The sequence below is a fragment of the Acidithiobacillus sp. 'AMD consortium' genome (assembly GCF_008926505.1).
In the GTDB taxonomy this organism is placed as follows: Bacteria; Pseudomonadota; Gammaproteobacteria; order Acidithiobacillales; family Acidithiobacillaceae; genus Acidithiobacillus; species Acidithiobacillus ferridurans.
In genome coordinates this window covers 900,306-925,065 of sequence record NZ_CP044411.1, presented here as the reverse complement: position 1 = coordinate 925,065, position 24,760 = coordinate 900,306, and the positions used below count along the sequence as shown (strand labels likewise).

General features: G+C 55.4%; 27 protein-coding genes. 17 read left to right on the top strand and 10 right to left on the bottom strand.

From position 1 onward, the window contains the following. Positions 1–3 precede the first annotated feature (3 nt). Positions 4–1,527 (bottom strand): IS21 family transposase, encoded by a 1,524-nt coding sequence (istA, locus tag F6A13_RS04885; protein ID WP_215886354.1) that lies wholly within the window; start codon positions 1,525–1,527, stop codon positions 4–6. A gap of 583 nt (positions 1,528–2,110) precedes the next feature. On the opposite strand from istA, the gene F6A13_RS04880 reads away from it, so the two are divergent. Beyond that, positions 2,111–3,073 carry a lysylphosphatidylglycerol synthase transmembrane domain-containing protein gene (locus F6A13_RS04880; RefSeq protein ID WP_126605150.1) on the top strand — a complete coding sequence of 321 codons (963 nt, stop codon included), beginning with the start codon at positions 2,111–2,113 and terminating at the stop codon, positions 3,071–3,073. A 370-nt stretch (positions 3,074–3,443) separates the two neighbouring features. Here the strand turns inward: F6A13_RS04880 and F6A13_RS04875 are convergent, their stop codons facing one another. From F6A13_RS04875 to F6A13_RS04850, 6 genes are all read right to left on the bottom strand, one after another. After that, positions 3,444–3,866, bottom strand: a complete 423-nt coding sequence (locus F6A13_RS04875; protein WP_225981964.1) for a c-type cytochrome — start codon at positions 3,864–3,866, stop codon at positions 3,444–3,446. Between the two features lie 24 nt (positions 3,867–3,890). Then, complete coding sequence (locus F6A13_RS04870) at positions 3,891–4,130, bottom strand: glutaredoxin family protein (RefSeq protein WP_113526971.1); 240 nt, start codon at positions 4,128–4,130, stop codon at positions 3,891–3,893. A 4-nt stretch (positions 4,131–4,134) separates the two neighbouring features. Continuing rightward, on the bottom strand, positions 4,135–4,341 hold the full coding sequence (locus tag F6A13_RS04865; protein ID WP_126605149.1) for a CopZ family metallochaperone: 207 nt from the start codon (positions 4,339–4,341) through the stop codon (positions 4,135–4,137). 61 nt (positions 4,342–4,402) lie between these two features. Then, a complete protein-coding gene (locus F6A13_RS04860) occupies positions 4,403–4,798 on the bottom strand; it encodes a DUF302 domain-containing protein (protein WP_126605148.1) in 396 nt (131 codons plus the stop codon). Positions 4,799–4,825: 27 nt separating this feature from the next. Next, complete coding sequence (locus F6A13_RS04855) at positions 4,826–5,518, bottom strand: heavy metal translocating P-type ATPase (RefSeq protein ID WP_172959366.1); 693 nt, start codon at positions 5,516–5,518, stop codon at positions 4,826–4,828. A 153-nt stretch (positions 5,519–5,671) separates the two neighbouring features. Continuing rightward, entirely contained in the window at positions 5,672–6,151 is a 480-nt protein-coding gene (locus F6A13_RS04850; protein WP_226858166.1) for a hypothetical protein, read from the bottom strand. A gap of 177 nt (positions 6,152–6,328) precedes the next feature. Here F6A13_RS04850 and F6A13_RS04845 point away from each other — a divergent pair, with 177 nt between their 5' ends. From F6A13_RS04845 to F6A13_RS04835, 3 genes are all read left to right on the top strand, one after another. Next, on the top strand, positions 6,329–8,176 hold the full coding sequence (locus tag F6A13_RS04845; protein ID WP_113526975.1) for a chloride channel protein: 1,848 nt from the start codon (positions 6,329–6,331) through the stop codon (positions 8,174–8,176). Between the two features lie 13 nt (positions 8,177–8,189). After that, positions 8,190–9,575: a chloride channel protein gene (locus tag F6A13_RS04840; protein WP_126605146.1), complete on the top strand. Its 1,386-nt coding sequence runs from the start codon at positions 8,190–8,192 to the stop codon at positions 9,573–9,575. A 188-nt stretch (positions 9,576–9,763) separates the two neighbouring features. Then, positions 9,764–11,161, top strand: a complete 1,398-nt coding sequence (locus F6A13_RS04835; protein ID WP_126605145.1) for an MFS transporter — start codon at positions 9,764–9,766, stop codon at positions 11,159–11,161. 201 nt (positions 11,162–11,362) lie between these two features. Here F6A13_RS04835 and F6A13_RS15330 read toward each other — a convergent pair whose 3' ends face one another. After that, the gene (locus F6A13_RS15330) at positions 11,363–11,677 is read right to left on the bottom strand and encodes a hypothetical protein (RefSeq protein WP_172959365.1); all 315 of its coding nucleotides are present in this window, start codon (positions 11,675–11,677) and stop codon (positions 11,363–11,365) included. Positions 11,678–11,710: 33 nt separating this feature from the next. After that, on the bottom strand, positions 11,711–12,484 hold the full coding sequence (locus F6A13_RS04825) for a YdiY family protein (RefSeq protein WP_113526978.1): 774 nt from the start codon (positions 12,482–12,484) through the stop codon (positions 11,711–11,713). Positions 12,485–12,827: 343 nt separating this feature from the next. Between F6A13_RS04825 and F6A13_RS04820 the strand changes: the two genes are divergently transcribed. The 9 genes from F6A13_RS04820 (at position 12,828) to F6A13_RS04780 (ending at position 20,886) form a co-directional block, all read left to right on the top strand. Further along, positions 12,828–13,466, top strand: a complete 639-nt coding sequence (locus F6A13_RS04820) for a penicillin acylase family protein (RefSeq protein WP_225981962.1) — start codon at positions 12,828–12,830, stop codon at positions 13,464–13,466. 202 nt (positions 13,467–13,668) lie between these two features. Then, positions 13,669–13,833, top strand: coding sequence for a GH3 auxin-responsive promoter family protein (locus F6A13_RS15565; RefSeq protein ID WP_232027517.1), 165 nt, complete (start codon positions 13,669–13,671; stop codon positions 13,831–13,833). A gap of 126 nt (positions 13,834–13,959) precedes the next feature. After that, entirely contained in the window at positions 13,960–14,292 is a 333-nt protein-coding gene (locus tag F6A13_RS04810) for a hypothetical protein (RefSeq protein WP_126605144.1), read from the top strand. A gap of 314 nt (positions 14,293–14,606) precedes the next feature. Continuing rightward, positions 14,607–15,182 (top strand): hypothetical protein, encoded by a 576-nt coding sequence (locus F6A13_RS04805; RefSeq protein ID WP_225981961.1) that lies wholly within the window; start codon positions 14,607–14,609, stop codon positions 15,180–15,182. Between the two features lie 27 nt (positions 15,183–15,209). Beyond that, positions 15,210–16,571, top strand: a complete 1,362-nt coding sequence (locus F6A13_RS04800) for an AMP-binding protein (RefSeq protein WP_126605142.1) — start codon at positions 15,210–15,212, stop codon at positions 16,569–16,571. Next, entirely contained in the window at positions 16,468–16,878 is a 411-nt protein-coding gene (locus F6A13_RS15960; RefSeq protein WP_113526982.1) for a 3-hydroxyacyl-ACP dehydratase FabZ family protein, read from the top strand. Before F6A13_RS04800 ends, F6A13_RS15960 begins: the two co-directional genes overlap by 104 nt. Positions 16,879–16,955: 77 nt before the next feature. After that, a complete protein-coding gene (locus F6A13_RS04790; RefSeq protein WP_225981960.1) occupies positions 16,956–17,801 on the top strand; it encodes an acyl-CoA synthetase in 846 nt (281 codons plus the stop codon). Between the two features lie 17 nt (positions 17,802–17,818). Then, positions 17,819–18,535: a LolA-related protein gene (locus F6A13_RS04785; RefSeq protein ID WP_225981959.1), complete on the top strand. Its 717-nt coding sequence runs from the start codon at positions 17,819–17,821 to the stop codon at positions 18,533–18,535. Then, the gene (locus tag F6A13_RS04780) at positions 18,532–20,886 is read left to right on the top strand and encodes an MMPL family transporter (RefSeq protein WP_113526984.1); all 2,355 of its coding nucleotides are present in this window, start codon (positions 18,532–18,534) and stop codon (positions 20,884–20,886) included. Before F6A13_RS04785 ends, F6A13_RS04780 begins: the two co-directional genes overlap by 4 nt. A 73-nt stretch (positions 20,887–20,959) precedes the next feature. On the opposite strand, the gene F6A13_RS04775 is transcribed toward F6A13_RS04780, so the two are convergent. Beyond that, entirely contained in the window at positions 20,960–21,226 is a 267-nt protein-coding gene (locus F6A13_RS04775; RefSeq protein ID WP_113526985.1) for a phosphopantetheine-binding protein, read from the bottom strand. Positions 21,227–21,533: 307 nt separating this feature from the next. On the opposite strand from F6A13_RS04775, the gene F6A13_RS04770 reads away from it, so the two are divergent. Genes F6A13_RS04770 through fabG form a run of 4 tightly spaced genes read left to right on the top strand, consistent with a single transcriptional unit; the run spans position 21,534 to position 24,758 of the window. Beyond that, on the top strand, positions 21,534–22,727 hold the full coding sequence (locus F6A13_RS04770; RefSeq protein WP_126605141.1) for a beta-ketoacyl-[acyl-carrier-protein] synthase family protein: 1,194 nt from the start codon (positions 21,534–21,536) through the stop codon (positions 22,725–22,727). A 12-nt stretch (positions 22,728–22,739) separates the two neighbouring features. Next, entirely contained in the window at positions 22,740–23,555 is an 816-nt protein-coding gene (locus F6A13_RS04765; protein WP_126605140.1) for a beta-ketoacyl synthase chain length factor, read from the top strand. Next, positions 23,546–24,043, top strand: a complete 498-nt coding sequence (locus F6A13_RS04760) for a 3-hydroxylacyl-ACP dehydratase (RefSeq protein WP_113526988.1) — start codon at positions 23,546–23,548, stop codon at positions 24,041–24,043. Before F6A13_RS04765 ends, F6A13_RS04760 begins: the two co-directional genes overlap by 10 nt. Continuing rightward, positions 24,036–24,758, top strand: a complete 723-nt coding sequence (fabG, locus tag F6A13_RS04755) for a 3-oxoacyl-ACP reductase FabG (protein ID WP_113526989.1) — start codon at positions 24,036–24,038, stop codon at positions 24,756–24,758. The genes F6A13_RS04760 and fabG overlap by 8 nt, the downstream gene beginning before the upstream one ends. The last annotated feature ends 2 nt before the right edge of the window (positions 24,759–24,760 follow it).

The following is a 24,760-nucleotide window of genomic DNA, read 5'->3' as shown; positions in this document are numbered from 1 at the left end:
CTTTCAATGAAATAGCGTAGCGCTGTCGCGCAGAAAGCGACCGCCACTGGTATAGGTGCTTCCGGATTCGGGAGTTACGGGCGACAACGGCTCTTGATCCAAGCCTTTCTTGAGGATCTGAGCGATCGCCCCATAACGCGGATTACTGAAGCGCAAAGCCCGTGCGCAGGCCGCCTCCAGCCGTTGAGGGGTGTGCTTGTCCCGGAGTCGCAGGATGTTCTGTACGGTGCGCAGATTGACCAGCACGCGATCGGCAAAGAGCTGGTGAACGACGCCGTAACAGTGCGGTCCGATAGCCTCCGCCATCCGCAGGCACCACTGGATATCCTGACTCTGCCAGGCCTGTGCTTCTGGCGGCATGTGGTCGGCCACGGTGGAGGCGGTGCCGTGCTGGAACAGCCGGGGATGGGTGGCGACTAATTCATGTTCCTGGTAAATCCGGATGGTGGTATCGGTAGCCCGCAACCAGAGCTGTTGTCCTATCAGACGGAAGGGAACGGAGTAGAAGCAATAGGCATATTGGACGTGAGCATCCCGGTGCACCTTGGGTTGCTTCCACTCGGAGATCTCGGGAGGCGTCTCCGGTAGGCGCTGCAAGAGGGGTTTCTCCACCTCGACGAACTGGGTGAGAGGCGCCTGACGGGTAGTGCCGTGAATTCGATGGCCCGCCTCTGTTCGGATCCACTCCTGAAGCTGGCGATTGGCATCGTCGCGGTCACGGAAATCGCGCAGGGGCAGGAAGGCTTTTTTGATAAATTTGACCCCTGACTCCACGATTCCTTTTTTGGCAGGATCATGTGGAGGGCAAGCATCGATCTTGAACAGGTATCCTTCGGCGCATTCAGCATAAGAACGCTGGACCGTGGGGTCGTTGATGCAGGCCTTGGTGATGGCGCACTTGGCGTTATCAATGATGATTCGACCCGGAACACCACCAAACCATTGGAAGGCATGGCGGTGACAGGCCAGCCAGGTCATCGTCGTCTGATTCCAGACAATCTCGGCATACTGATGCCGGGACCAGCAGAGGGTTATGACGAAGAACCAGGTCTTGCGGATCTCTCCGGTCACCGGATCGATCATGGCGGGGCCAGCGCCGAAGTCCACCTGCGCGGCCTCGCCGGGTGCAAAAATGAGGCGCATAGTGGCATCGGGCACCTTCACCGGTGCGACACGCAGCAGCACGCGACGCACTGCAGAGTAGCTTCCGGTGTACCCGTGATTGCGCACCAGGGCAGCGTGAATGGTAGTGCCCTGTATGCCTTCAGCAGCCCACTTGGCGATTTGCTCCTCATGGTCTTTGAGGGTGGACACACACTGGGCAGGCACGGCCTGCTGGCGGTGCTGCTGCAGGATGGCGAGCGCGCAGTCGTCGGGTAAAGGCTGCTGGGGATCGAGCCAGCCGTGCTGCGCAGCCTGATTACGTAGGGCACCCAGTTTCTTGCGCCCCATGAGTCCGGAACGGGCGATCTCTCGGTCCCGATCCCCTTGGCGCATCCGCACCAGGATTTGGCGAATCGTAAACATCTCAAACCTCCGATTACTCATGGTCACCCCCCAAAAGCTGGGAGGGTAACCGATCCAAGGGAAGTTCAAGACCCTACTGAAGCACTATGTGGGTGGCGCCATTACGCCGACTCCGAACTGGCTCCTTTATGCCGATCCGGAAGTGGCGCCATTACGCCGATCCCAAGGTGGCGCCATTACGCCGACTACGGTTTGGCTCCATATTGCCGATCCGTGACAGCATTTTAATGTATTACCCGGGTTTCGCGGTTATGGCCTTGTCCGCTGCCTGTGGCGGGCTTTCGAAGAGCGCCTGAGAAAAACAGATCATCCGCGCTATTATGGCAAATTGTTCTCCTGCAAAAACCATCATCCGGAACACGCATACCAACGCTACGGTCTGGGGGTCCATGATCGGATAAAGACAACGATATTTGCAGGTAGCGTTAGCGAAGAGGTATTCAATATCTGCGTCGCCAAGGATCTCCGTTGACCGAAATCGCCCACTGCCGAACCGATGATTGAAATAGAGAGTGTTGATTGCATAGCGCAGCCCCCAAGCACCTCACCAACAGGACCTACCTCCATGCACCGGTAATTCTGGATAATTCTCGTCATTGCGCTTGGGGTATCTCTGATACCCTTGTTCCTCTTCATCAACAGACAGACCCTGCAGCTCTTGTTGAATATTCCACCACTGATTTTGTTAGTAATGGTGACACTGATGTTGATCAGCTGGATTTTTGAGGGAGCGCGACTGCGCATTCTCTGCAGCCTTTTACATATCGGTCTGGCCTTGCACAGGTCCATGGGTATCGTCATGGCTGCGGAATTTGCCGGAGCGGCCACACCGGCGGCATCCGGTATGGGCGTCGCCTATATCCTGTTTTTGCGCCGCCGGGGAGTGGATATAGGCCATTCCGGCGGATTGTTGGTGCTCATCATCATTTTCGACCTATTGTTCATTATCCTATTATTCTCCGGCGCCACCCTCATCATGGTTTCTGCGTCACGCCATGTTCCCAATCTGAGCGCCTTTGTCACGCTGCTTATTACGGTATTATCTACTTTCATCATCGCGATCTTGGCCTGGCACATCGAGCATCGGCGCTTATTGTTATGGATCGACTATCTGCTGCGGCAGGTACGCTGGTATCGTCGTCACCGGTTTTCCGTTGCACGTTCCGTTCATCGTTTCGCCCGAGCGGCGGGGCTGATCAAAACCATGAATTGGCGCCACCGCTGGTTGATCTTTGGCAGCACCGCAGGCTATTGGCTCCCCCGGTATCTGATCTTATGGATACTCATGGCCTACGCCGGTGTCGTAGTGAGCGTCCCTTACCTGATTGTAAGCCAAACCCTGCTCAACCTAACCGTACAACTTAGCATCCTGCCGGGCGGTGCCGGAACTGTAGGCGCAGCTTACGCACTTTTGTTTGGCAGCACCATGGCAAGGGGCGACGTGGGATTCAGCCTCTTGGGCTGGCGTTTTTTTACCTATTACTGGTATCTGTTGGTGGGAGCCCCATGGTTTTTCCTGGAGTTAAAATCGGGTTTTCAGGGCTGAAGCGGCAATCGCCCGGAACGGAGCACGTCGGCAGTTGCATACCAGGGCACAGTCAGGCATCAAACAATCCTCTACTGCTACCAGCCATCTGGGCTCAAACAGCGGCAGGACAGCGTAAGCGACCGTTCGGCAGTTTGGCCACCATGTCCTCGAAATTCGTTATTATGGCTGTAAACCGTTAGTCTTTGAGAATGGTTTTCGAGAATTCTAACCGCCCCATTACTGAGCCCGCCCCGGAGGTTGCATGGTGCGTTATCCCCAGGCCGAGCGTGTCACGGCGGGCAGCACCGCCAGCATAACCAGGAATACCACGGCTGGCCACCAACCCAAGGCGCCGAAAAATACATGCGAACCTTCACGTCAACCCAGTTCAGTGCTCTCCCTGCGTCTGCGGCGGCTGTACGGGTTTGAGTTTAAGGATCCATTGCGCAATATCCCGGGCGGTTGCATCGGGTACGTTTAGATCAGGCATCATGCCGCCCCATGTGGATGTTCCGCCGTGCTCTATGAAGGAGGAAACCCGCGCCAGGGCATCGGGCTGCTTTTGATATTTCCAGGCCACCCATTCGAAGGCAGGTCCGACGACACCATGCCCCACCGCATGACAACTCATGCAGCCGTAGCGGGAAATCGCTGCGGGTGCTTGGCGTGGAAGACTATGCTGAACCGCCACCATCGGCATGTGTGGCATCATGCCGGGGCCGCCCATCATGCCCTGTGCGAAGGCGGGCGAAACAATAAATGCCGCGCACGCTGCGGCAAGACCCAAACGCCTGATGGTTTTCCGGTCCATTTCAAGCCTCCTGATACACTGCATTCAACCACCGAATGCAGCATCGAGCCGCGATTTCTGTTCGGCAAAAGTACCGTACAGCGCCCCGCCGTCGATCACGGTGATCGGCGCGACGCGCACGCCGTAGCGGGATTTCGCTTCTTCGGCCACGCCCGGCGCGGTGACGTCGCGTTCGTCAAAAGCGACACCGTGCATTTCGAGGTAGCGCTTGACAGCGGCGCAGTCCGGACAGCCGGGACTGGTGTAGAGTAGCACCTTCGCCATGGCTTCAGTCCTGCACAGCCGCGTCGTAGCCTTCTTCCTTGACCGCTGCGATCAATGCGGCAGCGCTCGCCTGACCATGCACTACAGCTTCTCCTGGCGTGAGGGCGACATCGGCCTTTTCAACGCAAGATACGCCTTCCAGCGCCTTCGTCACGGCCCGCACGCAATGCCCACAGGTCATGCCGGTGATCTTCAGATGGGTCTCGCTCATGGGTTTTCTCCTGTTGGGAATGAAGTAAAAGGGATATTCAATACGCTCGTATAGGTATTATTCAACCGCGCACGGCATCAGCCACACGCTGGAGTTTGTCGCGCACCTCGATGCCGAGGGCGGTAATTTGCGGCCTGTCCACCATGCCGAGTACAGCTGCGGGATCCATGAACACCACGCTCACGCTGCCATCGGCCTCGGTGCGCACCACCACGTTGCAGGGCAGCAAGGCACCGATGTCGGGATCGGCCTCCAACGCCTGATGAGCGTAGTGCGGGTTGCAAGCCCCGAGAATGACATAGGGCTGTCCCTCAATGCCCAGTTTGGCCTTGAGCGTCGCGGCCACGTCAATCGTGGTGAGCACACCGAAGCCTTCCACCTTGAGGGCCGCAGTGACCTGCGCCACGGTGGTTTCAAAATCGCCCTTGGCGGGTACGCTGAAAACGAACTGACTCATTAGGATTCTCCTCGTTTGAACGATCGCTCAGGAATGAGCAGGTTCGAGTGCGGTATTCTGTACAGCACCCGGCGTTACCGTTGGTACATAAGCCTTGAGCCGTTTAAGGGGCAAACTGTTGCTGAGCACGAAGACGGAGGACAGCCCCATGGCTACGCCAGCCACCATCGGATTCAGATGGATGCCGATAGGCGCGGCCACGCCAGCCGCAACAGGGATCAGTAGAATATTGTAGAAAAAGGCCCAGAACAGATTGCCGCGGATATTGCTCAGGGTGCGCCGTGCCGCCGTCAGTGCCGTGACCACCTCGCCGAGTTGTCTGCGTGAGAGGGTCACCTCTGCTGCTTCGATGACGATGTCCGTGCCTGAAGCGAGTGCAATGCCGACATTAGCCTGTGCGAGCGCTGGAGCGTCATTGATGCCATCGCCGATGAAGGCGACCCGGCGGCACTGTTCCTGCAATTGGGTGACGACTTTCGCCTTATCCTGGGGCAGCACCTCGGCCGGTGTGTAGCCAGACTCGCGGATCGCCTCGGCGATGCGTGCGGCATCGAGTTGCTGTGGGTCGAAAAGCACCTCGGCGCGCTCGGTCGCCAGGTTCACATTGGCCGAGGTCACGCCGGGCAGTTTGCCCAGCGCCCGCTCCACCCGCGTGCTACAAGAGGCGCAGGTCATCCCGTCTATGCCAATCTCTAGGTGTCCACCGGTTTTGTCGTCCATTAAATGCACCTCTTCGCGGCACAGCCAGCTATAGGTCACGTTTACGGAGGCTGCTGACAGCCTAGCTATAACCGACCATATGTCCATGATAAACATTGAAGCCAAGGGTAATGTCAAGAGCGATTTTTTGTGCTTAGGTCGCTTCCTCCCGGACTAGCCGGGCACAGGATCGACCACCACCCAAGCGGCCTCAACCGCCTCCTCACTGGTGAACAGTGCTCCATTGCCTGCCATGGCGTCACTCAACAGTCGCTCATAGGGGGCTTCCTCTCCTGGCTGTTCATTCAGTAGGTAGAGTTCGCGCTGCTCGCCGACGAACTCCTTGCCTGCGCGCTTGACGCGCACGGCGAGGGCAACGGCTGAGTTAGGAGAGAGCCGGAAGCGCAGATAATTGGCCCGGCCGTCCACCGGCGCCGAATCGTCGAACAGTCTTTGCGGTGGCGGTTTCAGTTCCACCAGAACCTCCGCCGCTGTTGCTGCCAGACATTTGCCGGAACGCAGGTACCACGGCACCCCTTGCCAGCGCCACGAGTCGATGAACAGCCGCAAGGCGCAGAATGTCTCGACGTCCGAGTCCTTCGCCACGCCCGGCTCTTTGCGGTTGCGTGCGCCCTGCCGGGCGCACCATACCAAAACGGCGGTTCATAGTGCGGCTTCGCTGACACTGCCTGTTTCTGCAACCGCGAGGAGGGTGAGCAACTGCTCGGCATCTATCTTCATCGGGTCCTCCGATATTGTTTTCGATTAACTCGATTTGCTTTGGCAACAAGAATAGCATAGTTTCAAAAAAAGAGTCCCCGGAGTGTAGTGATGGTCAACGATGCTTCCCTGCCTGCCAACATGGATACCCTCGTTATGGAACGCAACGTCCAGGGATGGCAGGGGGTGTTTCGGACGAACCCGGCCTTTCATCTGGTGCTGGCGTTCTTTGTGGGGATTGTCGCGGGCTTGGGTGCGGTCGCTTTCCGGCGCCTGATCGGTCTGATGCATAATGCCTTCTTCTTCGGTCAGATTTCCTCAAGCTTTGATGACTTGCAGCATTCCGCAGCCAGCTTCTGGGGTTTAGGGGTAGTGCTGGTCCCTGTTCTCGGCGGACTGGTGGTGGTCTGGCTCGTCCGGACTTTTGCGCCAGAAGCCAAAGGGCACGGCGTACCCGAAGTTATGGATGCCATTTATTATGGGAGCGGCGTTATTCGGCCCGTGGTGGTTCTGGTGAAGGCGCTCGCGTCTTCCATCAGTATCGGCAGTGGCGGATCGGTAGGACGGGAGGGGCCGATTATTCAGATTGGAGCCGCCTTCGGCTCCAGCCTGGCCCAGTGGCTGCGGTTGCAAGAATGGCAGAGACTGGGGCTGATTGCGGCGGGAGCGGGCGCCGGTATTGCCGCGACGTTCAACACACCGGTGGGCGGCATATTGTTTGCGATCGAGCTCATGCTGGTGGAAGTCAGTGCGCGAACCCTTGTTCCGGTCATGATCGCCACAGGCACCGCCGCCTTCGTATCACGCCTGTTTCTGGGTGATTATCCGTCGTTTATCATCTCTCAGCACATCATCAACCGGACCATGCACCAAAGCGCCGGTGCCTATGCCGCCTATGTTCTGCTCGGTCTTTTGGCGGGCGGGGCCGGTTTGCTGTTTACAAGCAGTCTATATTGGACGGAGGCTCGCTTCGAGCGCTGGATCAAAAATCCCTACGCACGACACGCCGCGGGCATGCTGGGCGTAGGCCTGGTCATTTATTTCATGATCACCTTTACCGGTCATTACTACGTTGAAGGCGTGGGTTATGCGACGGTTCAGGATATTCTCGACGGCGTCATTACACAGCCCGGTTTTCTCCTGCTCCTGCTTTTACTGAAGATCCTGACTTTTTCCGTTACACTGGGTTCCGGAGGGTCGGGTGGTGTATTCTCTCCCTCACTGTATGTCGGGGCAGTCCTGGGCGGGCTATATGCCGTCATCGCCAATCATTTACTGCCGGGAATCGGGATCAGCATGACCATCGCGGCCGCCTTGGGGATGGCCGGGATGGTCGCCGCATCTACCGGTGCCGCCGTCACTGGTGCCGTGATGATTTTTGAAATGACCAGCGACTACCACATTATCATCCCCTTGATTATCGTTGCCTCTCTGGCCTTTGGAGTCCGTCGATTGATCACCAGGGAGACGATTTACACGCGCAAACTGATCCGCCGCGGTCATTTTATCCCTGAGGCGCGGCACAGCAACCTCTACCTGATGCGTCCGGCCGGAGAGTTTATGGAGACTCCGCTGATCCGGGTAAAAGGTAACCGAACGCTGGCAGATATCGCGGTACTGCTCCATCGCGGCCGTGAAATACCACATATCCTGGTCCTCGAAGGGACACAACCCCGTGCGGTACTGACCGCCCCGCGCGTGCGTGAGCTGCTGCGACACCGACAAACCTCCACCCCCATAGAGAATTTTGCCAGCGAGGATTGGTTTAGTGTTCCTGTGGATTGCCAAATATATGACTTGGTCGCCAGATTCCGTGCCACCCATCAGGAATGTGCGCTACTCTGCCGGATCGATCCCCCGCTACATCACGAAGATGTTATCGCTATTGTGACGATTGAGGATGTGCTGGCCTACACCTCCCTGCCCATGCGCTTGCTACGCCCTCATGCGGCGCAATGATGGAGCGTGTTGATTGAAACCTTCCGCATGGTTTCATCGCAGTTTTGGGCCGCATCACGAAGGTCCTGGTTTGATTTTGCTGGGCGCCGGAGTGGGTTTATTGGCCGGGCTGGGTGCCGTACTTTTCCATTATTTAATTGCGGGCATTCATAATGCAGCGATTTTAGGCAGTTACGGTATCGTGCAAAACGCACGGGAACATACTCCCGTCTCCCCGTGGGGCGCATGGATTATTCTTGTGCCGGTGGTCGGCGCCCTGCTGGTAACGGTGCTGGTGCGCAACTTCGCACCGGAAGCACAGGGTGCCGGTGTCAGCCAGGTACTACGTGCGGTGCATGCCGATCGGGGCCAGATGCGGCCGGTGATTGCGATCATGCGGCCGGTGGCGACAGCCATCACCATTGGCACGGGCGGTTCTGCTGGCCGCGAGGGCCCGGCCATGCAGTTCGGTGCCGCTATCGGTGCCATGGTAGGGCATCTTTTTCGGGTGCCGGATCACCGGCGCATCCATTTGTTGGGTTGTGGTGTCGGTGCCGGTATCGCTGCCGTCTTCAATGCACCTCTGGGTGGATGGTTTCTGGCTATGGAAGTGATCGTGCCCGACTGGCGGCCCTGGACCGTTCTATCCACACTCGTGGCAACAGCCTCTGCCAGTTGGGTGACACAGGAGGTGTTCGGGAACGGTCATCTCTTTGCCCACGCCGACATCAGCCATTGGAATGGCAGCCTCATGTTGCCGACCTTCGCCGTGCTGGGCAGCTTCATGGCGCTGATGAGTATCGGTTTTATCCGGCTGATGGATGGTGTTGACGCCTATAGTCGGCAACTACTGCAAAATCCTTACACACGGCACATGTCCGGCATGCTGCTGGTCGGTATTCTGATTTATCTGACCGATCGTCTTACGGGTCATTACTATTTGATCGGCGGCAGTTATGCGGGGATATCCGATGTGCTGGTCCAGCAGATTCAATGGCCACTGCTTCTGCTGATTTTGCTGGTCCTGAAGGCGGTGGCTACCAGTTTGACGATCGGTACCGGTGGTTCCGGGGGGATTTTCTCGCCTTCCCTGTTTATGGGGGCCGCACTTGGCAGTTGTTTAGGAATGCTTCTGGAACCTGTTATCGGTGTTCCGCATCTGGCGGCCTTGTTCGCCCTGTGTGGAATGGCCGGCATGGTGGCGGCCACCACCGGGGCTTTGCTCAGTGCGCCCGTGATGGTGGTGGAGTTAACTGGAAACTACCATGTTCTGCTGCCGGCCATGGTGACGGCCCTGACTGCTTTTGCCGTACGCCGTGTGTTTTTGCAGGACAGCATTTATACCCTGCCATTGCATCGCGAGGGGCTTCCCGTTCCTGAGAACCATTATATCGTCGAAGAGAAAATGGATGACAAATAATCCGCACATCCCATACATCCAAGCTTCATTTGGTGAAATAAATTACCGCATTGAGATGACAATGGAACCAACAACCTCATATCTTGTCCATAGATTGGGATGGGAACCATGATAATGTTTTAAATTCAATCAATAAGTAACCGATAATTTATTAATAATGGCCTAAATAACCCTAGATAAGGATGAGTATGACTACCTCACAAAACGCCCTGGACGGACGCGAACGCCGATCCATTATTGCCTTGGCCGGAATATTTGGTTTACGCCTGCTCGGGTTGTTTCTGGTATTACCGGTGTTTTCCGTCTATGCCCACGGATTGCATGGGGCAATGCGCCATCCAGTACTCATTGGCATTGCTCTGGGTGCTTACGGTCTGACTCAGGCCATTTTTCAAATCCCCTTCGGCAGACTGTCAGATAAGTGGGGCAGGAAACCCGTCATTGCGGTGGGGCTCCTCATTTTTGCCATTGGCAGCGTTATCGCCGCACAGGCCACCAGCATCGAATGGTTGCTGGTAGGGCGAATCATACAAGGTGCAGGTGCCGTGGCCGCCGCCATTATCGCGCTCACCGCGGATCTGGTGCGCGAAGAACGCTGGACCAAGGCTATGGCCACTATTGGCATTACCATTGGCATCAGCTTTAGCGTGTCGCTGGTGTTATCCGCGCCGTTAGCACAATGGATCGGGGTGCAAGGGATCTTTTGGTTGACGGCGGCGCTGTCCATCCTCGCCATCGGCGTGCTCTACAAGGTGATCCCGGCGGTCCCAGCACGCTTTCATCGCGATGCCGAAATGAATCCTGCGGCGCTGAAGGACGTACTGAGGAATCCCAACCTGCTCCGTTTGGACTTTGGTATATTTTCACTCCATACAGGGCTAACGGCGCTCTTCGTAGTGCTACCCTTGGTACTTATTGATCCGCAGCATCCGCTCCTCTCTGAGGCGGATCAGTGGATGTTGTACCTCCCCGTCATGCTGCTTTCTTTCGTGGCAATGATCCCCTTTATCATCGTCGGTGAGGCCAAGCATCGCCTCCGAGAAGTCTTTGTGCTGGCGATCGCGATTCTGTTGGCTGCTGTCGTCTGGATGGCGCTCTCCAATCACAGCATCTGGTCCATTGCCATCGCGCTGTTTCTGTTTTTTGTGGGTTTCAACGTGCTGGAGGCAAGCTTACCTTCTCTGGTGGCCAAGTTCTGCCATCCTGGCGCCAAGGGAACGGCCACTGGCGTATATACCACGGCGGAGTTTCTAGGGGCATTTAGTGGCGGTTTGTTGGGAGGATTACTTTATCTGCCCGGTCAACACAACTACAGTGATGTCTTTTGGGCCGTAGCGGCCATCTATTTGGTCTGGTTGATAGTGGCACTCACGATGCAGCAGCCACGCTATGTCGCCACCAGGATATTTCCTCTTCCTGCCGATAGCCAGGACAACAGTCAACTCACCCGGCAACTTCTGCAATTGCCTGGAGTGGTGGAAGTGGCGATTTTTCCGGATGAGAATGCAGTGTATTGCAAGGTAGAGAGCAAAATATACGATGACGAGCGGGTGCGATCCATTATTGGATATGCAAGCCAAACATAGATGAGACGAATAACGAAAGACGGAGCATGGGTTTATTGGATTGGTCACTCACGTTTCAGCTGCCATCCTACATCAGGTACGAGGTGATCCTGGCTGTCGCCCGATTTTTTTGGAGCAATCAGGTCACCCAGATGATAGACATTAGAAGTTTTGTTGCGGTCGTTAAATGAGTGCCACCAATGACCATATGAGCGTTGTCACTCAGCAGATAATTGGGGGAAACTTGAAAATGTCAAAATCCATGATAAAGGCAATAAAGTATTTTTTATTTTTTAGCATCACGCCAGCAGTCGGAATACTCGTATACTTTTCATTTAAATTTTTTGGGATAGATATCGCTTTTAAATACATTATATATTTGTTGATATTGATTCTCTTTGTGAAGATTATTGTTGGCGGAGTAGTTATCACCGTCCTTAAAAAGGCTAAAGAAGGCTGATTTCCATATAAGTTGTGGGCGCTGGTCTGATCCGCGTCGCCAACCGCGTCCGGGAAGCGGAAGCTCTTTTCAATCATGGAATTTACATACCACTTTTCCCGCGTGATGATCTAAAAGTCGTAATCCAGATTGATCGTAGTTAATGTATTCAATGGCTGATAACCGTACTGAACTTTCGTATTATAGGTGGCGATAAAGGCAAGATGCAAGTTGAATGCACCATATAATGGACTTACCACAGAAAGAATTGAGTTGTAGGTGTTGGCCCCATTATTCGCGAGGATAGCCGCTATTGCTTCCGACAAATGCGCATGTGGAGAAAATTTCCAGAGGTACTTTCCATAAAGACGAGCAATAGGACGGGTGGAATAGTCACCGCCAATCGGATGAGATTGCCGCGCACCGACACCGGCTTCCAAGGTCAGCAATGAAGCTCGGCTCAGATTAAAATAATGGCCATAACCTACAGTTTCGTCCGCACGAAAATAGTAGCCGTCAAAGTGATTGCGATGATAACTCAAATGGCCAAATAGATATTGCTGAATGGCAATATCGTAACGGGTTTGATTACTGACATCCAGGCGATCCGCATTGACTGTACCCTGAGATGTCGCATAGTTGTATAGTAACAGGCTTTGATTCAACCAGGGTCCACGATGCCAAAGCAAGGTATCATCGGTATTGAGGTTCAGCGCCTGACTGGTGCCGGTACTGCTGCTGAAACCCAATCCGACGGTCCCCGACCATTCGGGTTTTTTAGCGAACTTATCCAGCGAGATCACCGCAGGAGCAATATTGGGCTCATCCGCCATGGCAGACAAAGAAACTCCGAAAAAAGCCGCCAGAATGCTGCACACAAAAAAATTCTTGGATAAAAATGCCATGGGTTCCTCAATCAATGGCGGAAGCTGTCTGGTTGAATCGTGGAACCAAATGCCGCAGCGGGCAGTTCCGTTGCCGATTCCCTACGGTTAGCGGGGTCACCACTCCTGCTGGTGCTACGAAATCCCAGCAGTTTCCTAGCAGCCAATAGGACTGAAGATCTCGCAAATAGGTCGATTATTGAGCTATTCGGCGATCTGGGTCAAGTGGCATTTCGCTTACAATCTTACCCATGAATACCAAGGATAATGAAATGGCCGATAGCAGACCCAAACGGGCTGCGGCATGAATCCTGGACGGTGGCGGACGTGCTCACCATCGCCGCCTCATGGGGGCCGACGTGAATTGGCTCGTCTAATTCCCTCTCCTGCGGTAGGGCATCATCCCAGCGACGAAATCAGCGCCCTTTTGGCGGCGGCCCGCGCCCGCCATTACGGAGAATTCCGCGCGAGTTTCACCGAATTCGGCGTTCCCGGGCAAAATCTGCTCTGCGCCGGTAGCCGGGGGACATCCTCCAGATTCTCGCTACGGCCATCCCGGCGCGGGAGGAGACGAGCTATCACGACCAACTGCGCGATCCCGCGGACCCGCGCACCCACTGGATGGGGATCATCCGGACGCCTCGACACCTGGGACGATGACTACCGGCCGGATTCCGCTGCCGCGGCCACCTTCGAGATCCTGCTGTATTATCTCGTCCCTGCCCTATACACCGACGAACGGCGGCAGGCGAGCGCCCTGCTCGGTCAGTGGGGTTTCCTCACGAAATACCTGATCCCTGATCTGGAGGCGTTGTCGCCGACGCGGCGGGCAAGGCTTTTCCGCCAGGTGTTGCGTAAAACGGCAAGACGGGCGGGGCGTTATGCGGTCTGGGGTGATATGCACCGCCTGGGTGCGGCTCATTGGCTGGGGGGACTTCCTTTCTGGGCAAGGCCTTCCGCTTGGCCTGATTCCCCGCGGACGGTTCCCGGGAAACCCCCATAAAACCCGCTCACGGCGGGATGGCCTTCGCCCCGCCTCCTGATCACCGGGCGTCTTTCCAACATGATGTCCGCCTTTGACGAACATCTGATCGGCGAGGAAATCGAGGGAGCGGTCGCTGAAGCGGCATGGAACCTGAAAATGCAGGTCACCGATTTCAGCATGGGGACGGAATGCCGACTACCGGGAACATCGGCGAAACGATGTGCAACTGGATGCCCCACGGATCATCCTCGTCGACCCTGGGACCTTTGCGAATTGGCTGCGCACCCGCGGCAGACTGGGCGATCAGAACAAGGTGCCGCGGGTGATCAATGACCAGGCGCTTGCGGATTTGAAACGCCATGCGTTGGCAGCCCAGAAGGAGTGATTTTGGAGGTATTCGTAATTTCCTGTGAATAGCTGGCCGTTAAGCTGGTAAGTTTCTGAACCACTTCGGTTGGAAGCGACTCTAATTCTAGGGTAGGATTACGGGGGTGGTAAGGAGGTGCATGCGATGCATGGACACAAGGTGACGGACAACAGCCTCAAGGCAAAGATGGTAAACGCAGTGATTCCGGCGTACGCCTGCGTATTTCTGGTTTCGCTCCTGGCGCCGGACACAGCATATGCAGAAAATACAGGTCTCAAACAAGGAGCTGAGCAGGCGGGCCAGACAGTTGGTTCAACCGTCCACAAGATCGGCCAGGCGGGAAAGGCGGTGGGGCTTGGCATCGCCCATGAGGCGGTTGATATCGGTCACGCGGTGAAGGCAGGAGCCATCGGATTTTGGGAAGCAGCCAAGGGGGGTAAGCCATCCGTTACAGGAAGTACACAGAGTCAAAAATAACAGCTTCAAGATAGATCCGGCTCCGGGTTGCGCTTCATCCATTTCCCTGGGGATACATCCATTGAGCAGCCAACAACCAAATTCAAAAAACCAATAACGGTAGATTCTGGTAGCGGACATTTATTTTTACGATCGAGAAATCAAGATAGGTGAAACCTCTGCGCAACCAAACCGTTAAACTATTTTGTCGGAATTTGACAACCAGCAGGTTGGCAAAGTACGGGAGCGTAGCGCTCTCCTTATTTGTTTTTGTCGGCTACCAAATACTCACTTACCGGGGGATCTCTTCGGCCCACCCGGGTGGATTGGTAGTGGTGTCCACCTTCGCACCCGTCATTATTGTTTTTTTATTTATATCGTGGCGCATGCGTTACAGAGTTATCGGCCTCATCTCTGTCATTGCTGGATGTATGGCATTGTGGCATTACCAAACCATTCTTGTGCACTACTTAAACTGGACGTACCTGATTCAAAGGAGTGGCATTTTCGCACTATTCGCTATGGTATTCGGTGTCACTTTGCTTCCCGGGCGCACCCCCATGATATCGCGAATTGCCGACCTGGTTCATGGACCCCTGAGTGAACAGGTGGCGCGCTATACTCGACATGTGACCATGGCCTGGACATTTCTCTTCGCCACGATGACAGCCCTGCCCCCGATTATTTTTATATTTTCGCCACATCAATTATTATTCATATTGACTAATACCATTTCCCTGACGCTGGTGGTATCCATGTTGTTGGTTGAGTACATCGTTCGCTGTTGCACCATCCCTGCAGGGGAGCGTTCCGGAATGGTGGAAGGACTTCGTGCCTATTTCCATTATTCCAGCAAGAGCGCGATGAGCAAACAGCAATCGCGCAATAACAAACCCAGTCCACTACGGTAATATTCAGTCAATGGGCAACCTCCGGCCATGAACCGCCTCCCCTTGATGACCCATCAATCCGCGAGCGATGTCGTAGCATTTCGTCATGGCGAAGCAATTACCGTACATCAATTCTTAGCGGACGTAGCACAGCTTCGTGCCATACTTCTTCCGGGGAAACATGTTCTTAACGTTTGCCGTGACCGTTACCGCTTCATGGTAGGTCTTGCTGCGGCCATGACTGCCAACAAAATAAGCCTGTTGCCGTCTACATATACAGACGAAACCATCCGTCAGATGGTCCGCTTCGCTCCGGATGTGTTTTGCCTCAGCGATGGTGATAACGATATAGATCTACCTCAACTTTCCTTACCTGAAGACCCGCCCGTATCGGCGGCAAATCACAATCTGCCGATCCCCCTCCTTCCGGAAACCCTACCGGTAAGTTATGTATTCACTTCCGGATCCACCGGAAGCCCGGTTCCCCATCTGAAAACCTGGGGCGCACTGGTAGGAAGCGTCCGCGCCGAAGCCCAGCGTCTGGGCTTACTTGATGGCCGTACACATGCGGTGCTTGGTACCGTTCCACCACAACATATGTACGGCTTCGAATCAACCATACTGATCGTTTTACAATGCGGAGGTGCGCTCAGTGCGCCGCAATATTTTTACCCTGCGGATATTTGCGCTGAACTTTCATTGCTGCCACGACCACGATTACTGGTGAGCACACCAATTCACCTCCGCGCTTTATTGGGTATGGATTCTCCTTTGCCACCTGCCGACTTGCTGATTTCCGCTACGGCTCCATTGACTCAAGACCTGGCCAGAGAGGCGGAAACCCGCTTCGATGCCCCTCTGCAGGAAATCTACGGATCCACTGAAACGGGCCAGATTGCCACCCGGCGCAGTGCGGAAACCGATGAATGGTCGTTATTGCCAGAACTGCGCTTGACGTCGCAACTTGGGCGCGTGTGGGCAAGCGGTGGGCATGTGGAACAAGCAACGGAACTCAGCGACAGACTGGAGATTATTAACGATGAGCGTTTTCTTCTTCATGGTCGAACCGCTGACCTTGTCAATATAGCGGGCAAACGCAGCTCTCTGGCTTATCTAAACCATCAGCTTAATTCCATCCCAGAGGTGCAAGATGGTGTATTTTTTATGCCCGACGACGGCGCTGCGGGCAGCGTAAAGCGCTTGATTGCATTTGTTGTGGCACCGGGAGTAGATGCTCATTCGATTTACGCCAGGCTGCGTGAGCGCATCGATCCGGCATTTCTTCCCCGGCCACTACAGATTGTAGATGCGCTACCGCGTAACAATACCGGAAAATTACCGCACGAAGCGCTTCAGTTGCTGGTCACTGCGCTCCATCATAAAGAGGAGAACAATCCTGGCACACCATGAAGTTTTATTCAGCATCCCCGCGCAACATCCGGTCTTTGCTGGTCATTTCCCGGGGCATCCCATCGTTCCCGGCGTAATGCTTATTGACGAGGTCATTCATACGGTGGAGTCTACGACTGGGCAAGCGATGATGACAGGGGGCCATATTACCATGGCCAAATTTTACAGCCCTGCATCTCCCGGGGAGGTGCTGACACTATGTTTCGATACGGGAGCAGATGCGTCCATCGCCTTTGAGATCCGCGCGAACAACCGCAGGATAGCCGCTGGTGATCTATCTCCTGCCGCAAAGACCTCAACCTGCTGATGCTCCCCACAGACCAGGCGTCCATACCCCCGAACCAGCCATCCTGGGCACAGTATCCGGAGCGCGGAAGCACGGCCATGTTACGGGTAATCACCTGGATTTCCATGAAGCTGGGCCGCCGCCAGGCCCGCGTCATATTGCATCTGATCGCCGGATACTTTCTCTTGTTTGCGCCAACGGCCAGGCGATCATCTCGAGCGTACCTCACGCGGGTGCTCGGCCGACCCGCACATATCTGGCAAATATATCGCCATTTTCTAACATTCTCTGCAACGATCCATGATCGCGTTGATTTGCTCAACAATCGTTTCGATCTCTTTGACATACATGTACATCAGCTAGAGGCTATCGACACGGCCGTTGCCGCCGGACAAGGGGTATTGCTTCTTGGGGCACATCTCGGCAGTTTTGAGGTGCTAAGGGGGGTTGGCCAGCGGCACCCTCCTGGTCCCCGCGTGGTCATGGTGATGTATGAGCAAAACGCCCAGCGTTTAAATGCGATGCTTTCAGCCATCAATCCGATGGCCGAACAAAATATCATACCCCCTGGCCGTATGGATTCGATGATCCGCGTTCAAGAAGAACTGGAAAACGGCGCATTGGTTGGTCTGCTGGGTGATCGCTCTTTTGGTAAGGAGAAGGTGCAGTCCATCACCTTCCTGGGCAAGCCCGCCCTTTGGCCCAGCGGGCCCTTCCGGATGGCGGTGATCTTGCGCAGACCGATTTTCTTTATGGTCGGGCTGCATACCGGACCGGGGAAATATGAAATTTTTCTTGAACAATTGGCTGATTTCACTGAGGTCGAACGAGACGAACGGGAAGCAGTCGTGCATCGCGCGATGGAAAAGTACGTCAGCCTGTTGGAGAAGTACTGTCATATGGCACCTTATAACTGGTTTAATTTTTTTGACTTCTGGCAATAAGATTAGGGAGCAGTCTGATGGCCATATCTAAAGTGCTCCGGCAACTGCCGGACACCCGGCTAGGAATACTCGTGGCGCACCTGGGAAAGGGCGTTCTCAAGGACCAGGAGACGTTACGCAGTACACCCCCACTCGCGGCAGCTTCTGGCCGGACCTCCTTCCATTTCGGGGCGGTGACCCTGCTGATGCTCCTGGGCCTAAGTACGATGCTGACGACGGCTGCAGCTCAGGCATCGGAATGGAATATCGATCATCTGATGCAGTCCTTGGCACATACCAAACCCGGCCGCGCCACATTCGTCGAGAAAAAATTCCTGACCATGCTGGAGAAACCCATAGAATCATCTGGTAGGCTACGTTTCATAGCCCCGGACAGCTTGGAGATGCACACCCTCAAGCCAAAAAATGAGCTTATGCTCATACAAGGCGACGTGCTCACCATCGACCACCAGGATATCCATCTGCAGGATCATCCGGAATTATTGGCATTTATCGATAGCATACGTGGCACGTTGACCGGGAACCAGCAGATGCTGAAGCAATTCTTTCGTCTTTCTTTGAGCGGCAGCGAGGGAAACTGGACTCTGACGATGCTGCCCAGACAAAAAAAGTTGGCGGATCTGGTTCAATATATTCAGGTCAACGGTAGCAACAATTCGGTAACCAGCATCGAAACATTGAAAACGAATCGCGATCGTTCCCTGATCACCATCACCAAGTCACCTTCGCCGTGAGGAAAAACCGCGTTTTCATCATTGCAACATGGCTGGCTATTTTGCTTGCCGGTGGCTTATTGATCAGCACCACCAAATTCACAGCAAATCTTTCGGAATTTCTGCCTCGGTCGCCCACCACGCAGCAAGCGGTCCTGAACGAACAATTACGTCAGGGCATCCTATCACGCCAAATCATGATCCGCATTGATGGCGGTGATGCTGCCATACGCGCCAAGCTCTCCAATGAGATGGTCCGGAAGCTTCAGGGTAACACCGCCTTTTTGTCCCTCAACAACGGCAGCAGCAATGGTGATACCAAAATATTTCATTATATTTTTTCTCATCGTTACTTGTTGAGCCCCACCGTCAACCCGACACTTTTTACAGTTGCCGGACTACACAATGCCATTGCCGATTCCATTGACATGTTGGCCACTCCAGGCGGAGAGATGGTTCAGTCGTTGCTCCCTAGTGATCCTACCGGGGCCACTGTGCAGATGATCCGGTCCATGGGAAGCGGGGTGAGACCAGTGACCCGCGACGGAGTGTGGTCCTCGCGTTCCGGCAAAAGTGTCTTGATATTGGCACAAACCCGAGCTTCCGGTTCCGCTATGAATGCCCAGCAGGCAGCAATCAACGACATACAGACGGCATTCGCCGTCGCGAAGTCGGAAGCGGGGTCCGTAGCCGCGAACACCACCTTGATGATGACCGGCGTCGGGGTGATTTCGGTAGCCTCTCGCGACGCCATCGTCCATGCAGCCGAGTGGATGTCCACCATCAGTATAACGCTTATAATTATACTGCTATTGCTCGTATACCGCTCCGGAATAGTGCTTATTCTGGGTCTCTTACCAGTATTTTCCGGAATAATCGTCGGAATTTCCGCAGTAGCGCTTGGTTTCTCTGTTGTCTACGATATCACTCTGGGTTTTGGAACGGCGTTAATTGGCGAAGCGGTAGATTATTCCATTTATTTTTTTGTGCAGTCCGGACAATCTGCAACAGGAAATGACGAATGGATACGCAAGTACTGGCCGACCATCAGATTAGGGGTACTTACCTCGATCATCGGATTTGCCAGTCTGCTGTTTTCAAATTTACCGGGACTGGCACAACTCGGCCTTTACGCAATTGCCGGGCTTCTCACTGCGGCAATTGTTACCCGGCTGGTACTACCAACTCTGCTACCCGGCAATTTTAAATCACGGGATTTAAGCAGTATTGGCGAACATCTGCTGCGCTTGACACGAACCCTTTTCACCCTGCGGTCTGGCGTCGTGTTGCTACTGATCGCGGCGAGCGCTGTCCTCGTCAGCCATCGCGACAAGATTTGGAACTACAACCTGTCTGCGCTGAGCCCCGTCCCGGCGGCAGCGCAACGACTCTATACGCAAATGCGCGCTGACCTGGGCGTATCCGAGGGCGGTTATCTGGTCGTCGTTTCTGCACCCACCGTCAACGCTACGCTGGCTGTGGCCGAAAAGACCGGCAATGCGCTACAGGGGTTGGTAGAAAATCACGTCATTGCCGGCTATGAGAGTCCCGCCCGGTACCTGCCGAGCGTCACATTGCAACAGGAGCGGCAAGCGGCGATCCCACCAAAAGACGTGCTGGAAAGGCGTTTGCGTAAAGCCCTGCTTGGTCTACCAGTAAAAGCTTCGCTGTTCACGCCGTTCATCAAGGAATCCGAGGTGCAGCGCACACTCACGCCCCTAACCCTTGCCGACCTGCGCGGCACCAGTATCGGGATGGTGGTAAACAGCATGCTTATCCGCCACGGCCACGGGTGGGACGCCATTCTACCACTCAAAGCACCCGCTTCGGGCATAGTGGACGCGCAGCGCGTGCGTGCCAGCCTTGCCCGGCACCATATCACAGGTGCCATGCTCGTCGACTTGTCCGGCGCATCGAATCAATTGTATAAAAGTTATCTGATAAATGGGATTAAGCTATCATTGGCGGGAGTCGTTTCCATTGCCTTACTATTATTGCTCGTATTGCGCTCCCCGATGCGGGTCACGAGGATACTGCTACCTTTAATTGCAGCCGTCCTGACGGTGGCCGCCGGGCTTGTCTTGCTTGGATATGAGCTAAATATTATGAACCTGATTGGGCTTATGCTGATCGTCGCTGTCGGATCAAACTATGCACTCTTTTTTGATCAAGGTGACAGGCAGGTCCATGGGGAGATCGCCCCGCGTACGCTGGCCTCCCTGGTCATCGCCAATATTGCCACCGTCATGGGATTTGGGCCGCTCGCTTTTTCCGGGGTTCCTGTACTACAGGCCATCGGTGCCACCGTTGCACCCGGTGTCGTTCTAGCGTTGTTATTCTCTGCCAGTTTTTCCCAACACACGACCGTTTGATCCCTAGCTTCCCAAAGCGCTCCGGACCAAACGCCAGATGCTCCCCGCTTACGGCGGGCGCGGAAAGGATTTTCTAGTTGGACCTATGCGCCTGCACATAAGTGCAGAGGTTGCGCAAACAACTAAATATTTCCACCTTGTTGTCGTTGTCGCTTGATATCATTAATCCGTATTTTTTTCCTATGACCATGGATATCTCCAGAATATCAATGGAATCAAGCCCCAATGCTCCACCATATAATGGCGCTTCAGGATCAATGTCCTGCGGATCCACGGGAAGATTCAGTGCCGCTATTATTAAAGCACTTAATTCCAGTTCCTGGGGAGTAAGGCTGTACATATTTGATAGTCTCCATTGCGTTATGTTTAACAGCGCACCAGGTAACGATACGCCCCGGGCGATACGATCCAGCGCCTCCGGCAGGAGGACAGAGGTGCCCGCTCGGTTCCACTTTTATTTATAATTCTACCCCAGATTGCTACTTGGTTCACAATCGGTGGATACTGCCCCCAAGCGAGGCAGCCCATCCATCCGCGCTGCTGTGCCTCCCTACCATCCCTATAGGCAGCCGTTGAGCTCGGTTTGACATTCATCGGTCGCCCAATCACAATGTTCATATCATCTATTATTATGATTTATAAGACACATGCCACCGGTGCTCGTATCACGTTTCACCGCGACAAGCTGTATCGGACGCGGTCTGGACCAAACCTTTGCTGCACTGCTTGATCGCCAAAGCGGGCTGAAGCAGTGCGCCTTCCAGGGAATCGACATCAACACCTGGGTCGGCGAAGTGGATGCGGTTGACGATGAGGAAATGGAACCGGGTCTGCAAGATTTCAACTGTCGTAACAATAGGTTGGCGCAGTTAGCCCTGCGCCAGGACGGATTTGCCGAGGCAGTGGATGCTGCCGCCAGCAGATGGGGCCGGAAGCGGATCGGCGTTTTTCTGGGGACCAGCACCGCGGGCATTCTGCAGACCGAGTGGGCGTTTCGGCGCCGCGACCCCGTTAGTGGATGCCTGCCAGCGGATTTTGTCTATGCCGCAACCCATAGTCCATACTCTCTAAGCGACTTCATCCGCCGCAAATTGCGGCTCGAAGGTCCCGCCATGTCGGTGTCTTCCGCCTGCTCCTCCAGCGCCAAGGCCCTCGCTTCGGCAAAACGTATGCTGGACGCCGGGCTGATTGATGCCGCTGTGGTCGGTGGGGTAGATTCCTTATGCGCTACCACCCTCTACGGTTTTCATTCGCTGGGGCTGCTGGCCGACGGCCCCTGTCGACCGTTCAGCGACGATCGTAAGGGTATCTCCCTCGGTGAGGCCGCCGCCTATCTGCTGCTAGAGCGCATGCCGGACAGTCCCGACGGCGATGCGGTGCTTTTGTTGGGTGTGGGTGAATCCAGCGATGCCTATCATATGTCATCGCCCCATCCCGAGGGACTGGGAGCGCGTATAGCCATGGAGCAGGCGCTGTCCTCGGCCGGGTTGAGCCCTGCAAGTATTGACTATATCAATCTGCACGGCACCGCCACTCTCAACAATGATTCGTCCGAGGCCAAAGCAGTAGTCGGAGTCTTCGGTGCCACAACACCGTGCAGCTCTACCAAAGGTGCTACCGGCCACACCTTGGGTGCCGCCGGAGCGCTGGAGGCCGTCATTTGTGCCATCGCCATCCAACATGACCTGATGCCGGCAGGTCCGGAAGCCGGCCAGAGAGATACCACGACTGGCATTCAATATCTCATGTCAAACCAACGGCAAAGGGTTTCCCATATATTAAGCAATTCCTTCGGCTTTGGTGGCAGCAACTGCAGTCTGGTCTTTGGCCGTTCCACCTAGCGAATCGAGGCCATGACTTTGCTAAATGCATACCTTGAAGGTGTGGGGCTGCTCGGCCCTGGCGTCACCAACTGGCCGCAAGGCTTAGCCATACTTGCCGGGCAAGCACCCTACCAACAGCAGAAAACCGTATTATCGCCGCCTGCGTCGTTGCCACCCGCGGAGCGGCGCCGTGCCAGTCCGGGAGTCATGGCGGCCCTTCAGGTGGGCCTTGAAGCCTGCGCCATGGCCGGTGTTCACCCCGCAGATCCGGCATCGGTATTTGCCTCCTCGGGAGGGGATGGCCGCATCTGCCACGCCATCTGTTCGGCACTGGCGTCAGGAGATACCATGATTTCTCCCACTCAGTTTCATAATTCCGTACACAACGCCATTTCCGGGTATTGGGGCATTGCGGCAGGCGCCATGACGCCCTCCTCCGTGGTCAGCGCCTATGATGGGAGCTTCTCCGCCGGGTTATTGGAAGCGATGACGCTGCTGGTGAGCGAGCAGCGTCCCGTCTTATTGATCGCCTGCGATAGCGACTATCCCCAACCTCTGTACGACGCCCGCCCCGTTCCGGATACTTTTGCCGTGGCGCTGTTACTGACGGCTACCCCTCATCCCGGGAAAACGATCGCGCAACTCCGTTTTTGCGGAGATGACTTATTTACGGACTCTGCAGTGCAAGCCATGGATGACATCGCCCTGGAAGCCTTGCGCCAATCCATTCCTGCCGCACGCTGCCTCCCTCTGCTTCAGGCCATAGCGAGAAGCGAGGCCAGGCGCATCGTCTTGGATTACGTGAATCCTCCGCATTTGGCAGTGGATGTAGCACCATGCAGCTAGACCGCCAGTGGATTGCCGGACAAATACCGCACCAGGGAAGCATGCATTTGCTCGATGCTGTAGAGCGATGGGATGAAAGCACCATTACCTGCACGGCCACCAGCCACCGATGGGAAACATTGCCGCTACGCGCCCACGGGCGGCTCGGTGCCGCCTGCGGTATTGAATATGCGGCACAGGCCATGGCCGTACATGGCGCATTATTGTGTCCCGCAACGGAAAGGGGGGACGCAGCTAAGGTAGGCTATCTCATCAGCGTGCGCGATGTTGTCCTGCGCGTATCGCGCCTTGATGATATCGACGGCGACCTCACGATTACGGCAGAAAAGCTGGCCGGCCAGCACAATCTATTATACCGCTTCGCTGTTCTAGGCCAGGGCCGCGTACTGCTGGATGGCCGCGCAGCACTTTTATTAGACACCAATTCGTCTGCAGCGATGTATACCCCTGTCGCCCTTGCGGAGATCCGGGGGGAGCCGCATGCCTAAGCGGGCCCTGGTCACTGGGGGTAGCGGCGGCATTGGTGCTGCCATCTGCAAAAAACTCGCCGCAGATGGTCTCCAGGTCATTATCCATACCCATCGCAACCCAGAGAAAGCCCAGGCTCTCGCAGATTCCATCATCGCTGCGGGTGGCGATGCGGCGGTATTGGCTTTCGACGTCACCGATGCACAGGCCACCGCTGCCGCCTTGCGGGATGAACTCGAAGCCGGGCCCATCCAGGTCCTGGTCAACAATGCCGGCATTCATGACGATGCGGTCTTCCCGGCCCTCAGCGCGCGGCAGTGGCAGGGCGTGATAGACGTATCACTGAATGGTTTCTTCCATGTAACGCAGGCCGTACTCATGCCCATGATCCGCACGCGTTGGGGGCGCATCATCAATATCACCTCGGTGGCCGCACTAACGGGCAATCGCGGCCAGGTCAACTATTCGGCGGCCAAAGGTGCGCTGCATGCGGCCACCAGATCCCTGGCGCTGGAGGTCGCCAGCCGCGGGATTACGGTCAACGCCGTGGCGCCTGGCATCATCGCGACTGAAATGAGCGCGAATGCCTTCCCTATTGACGCCATCGCGCAAATGGTGCCGATGAAGCGTGCCGGGCGCCCCGAGGAAGTGGCCGATCTGGTTGGGTTTCTTGCCTCGGAACAAGCGGCCTACATCAGTGGACAGATCATTTCCATCAATGGCGCCATGGCATGAAC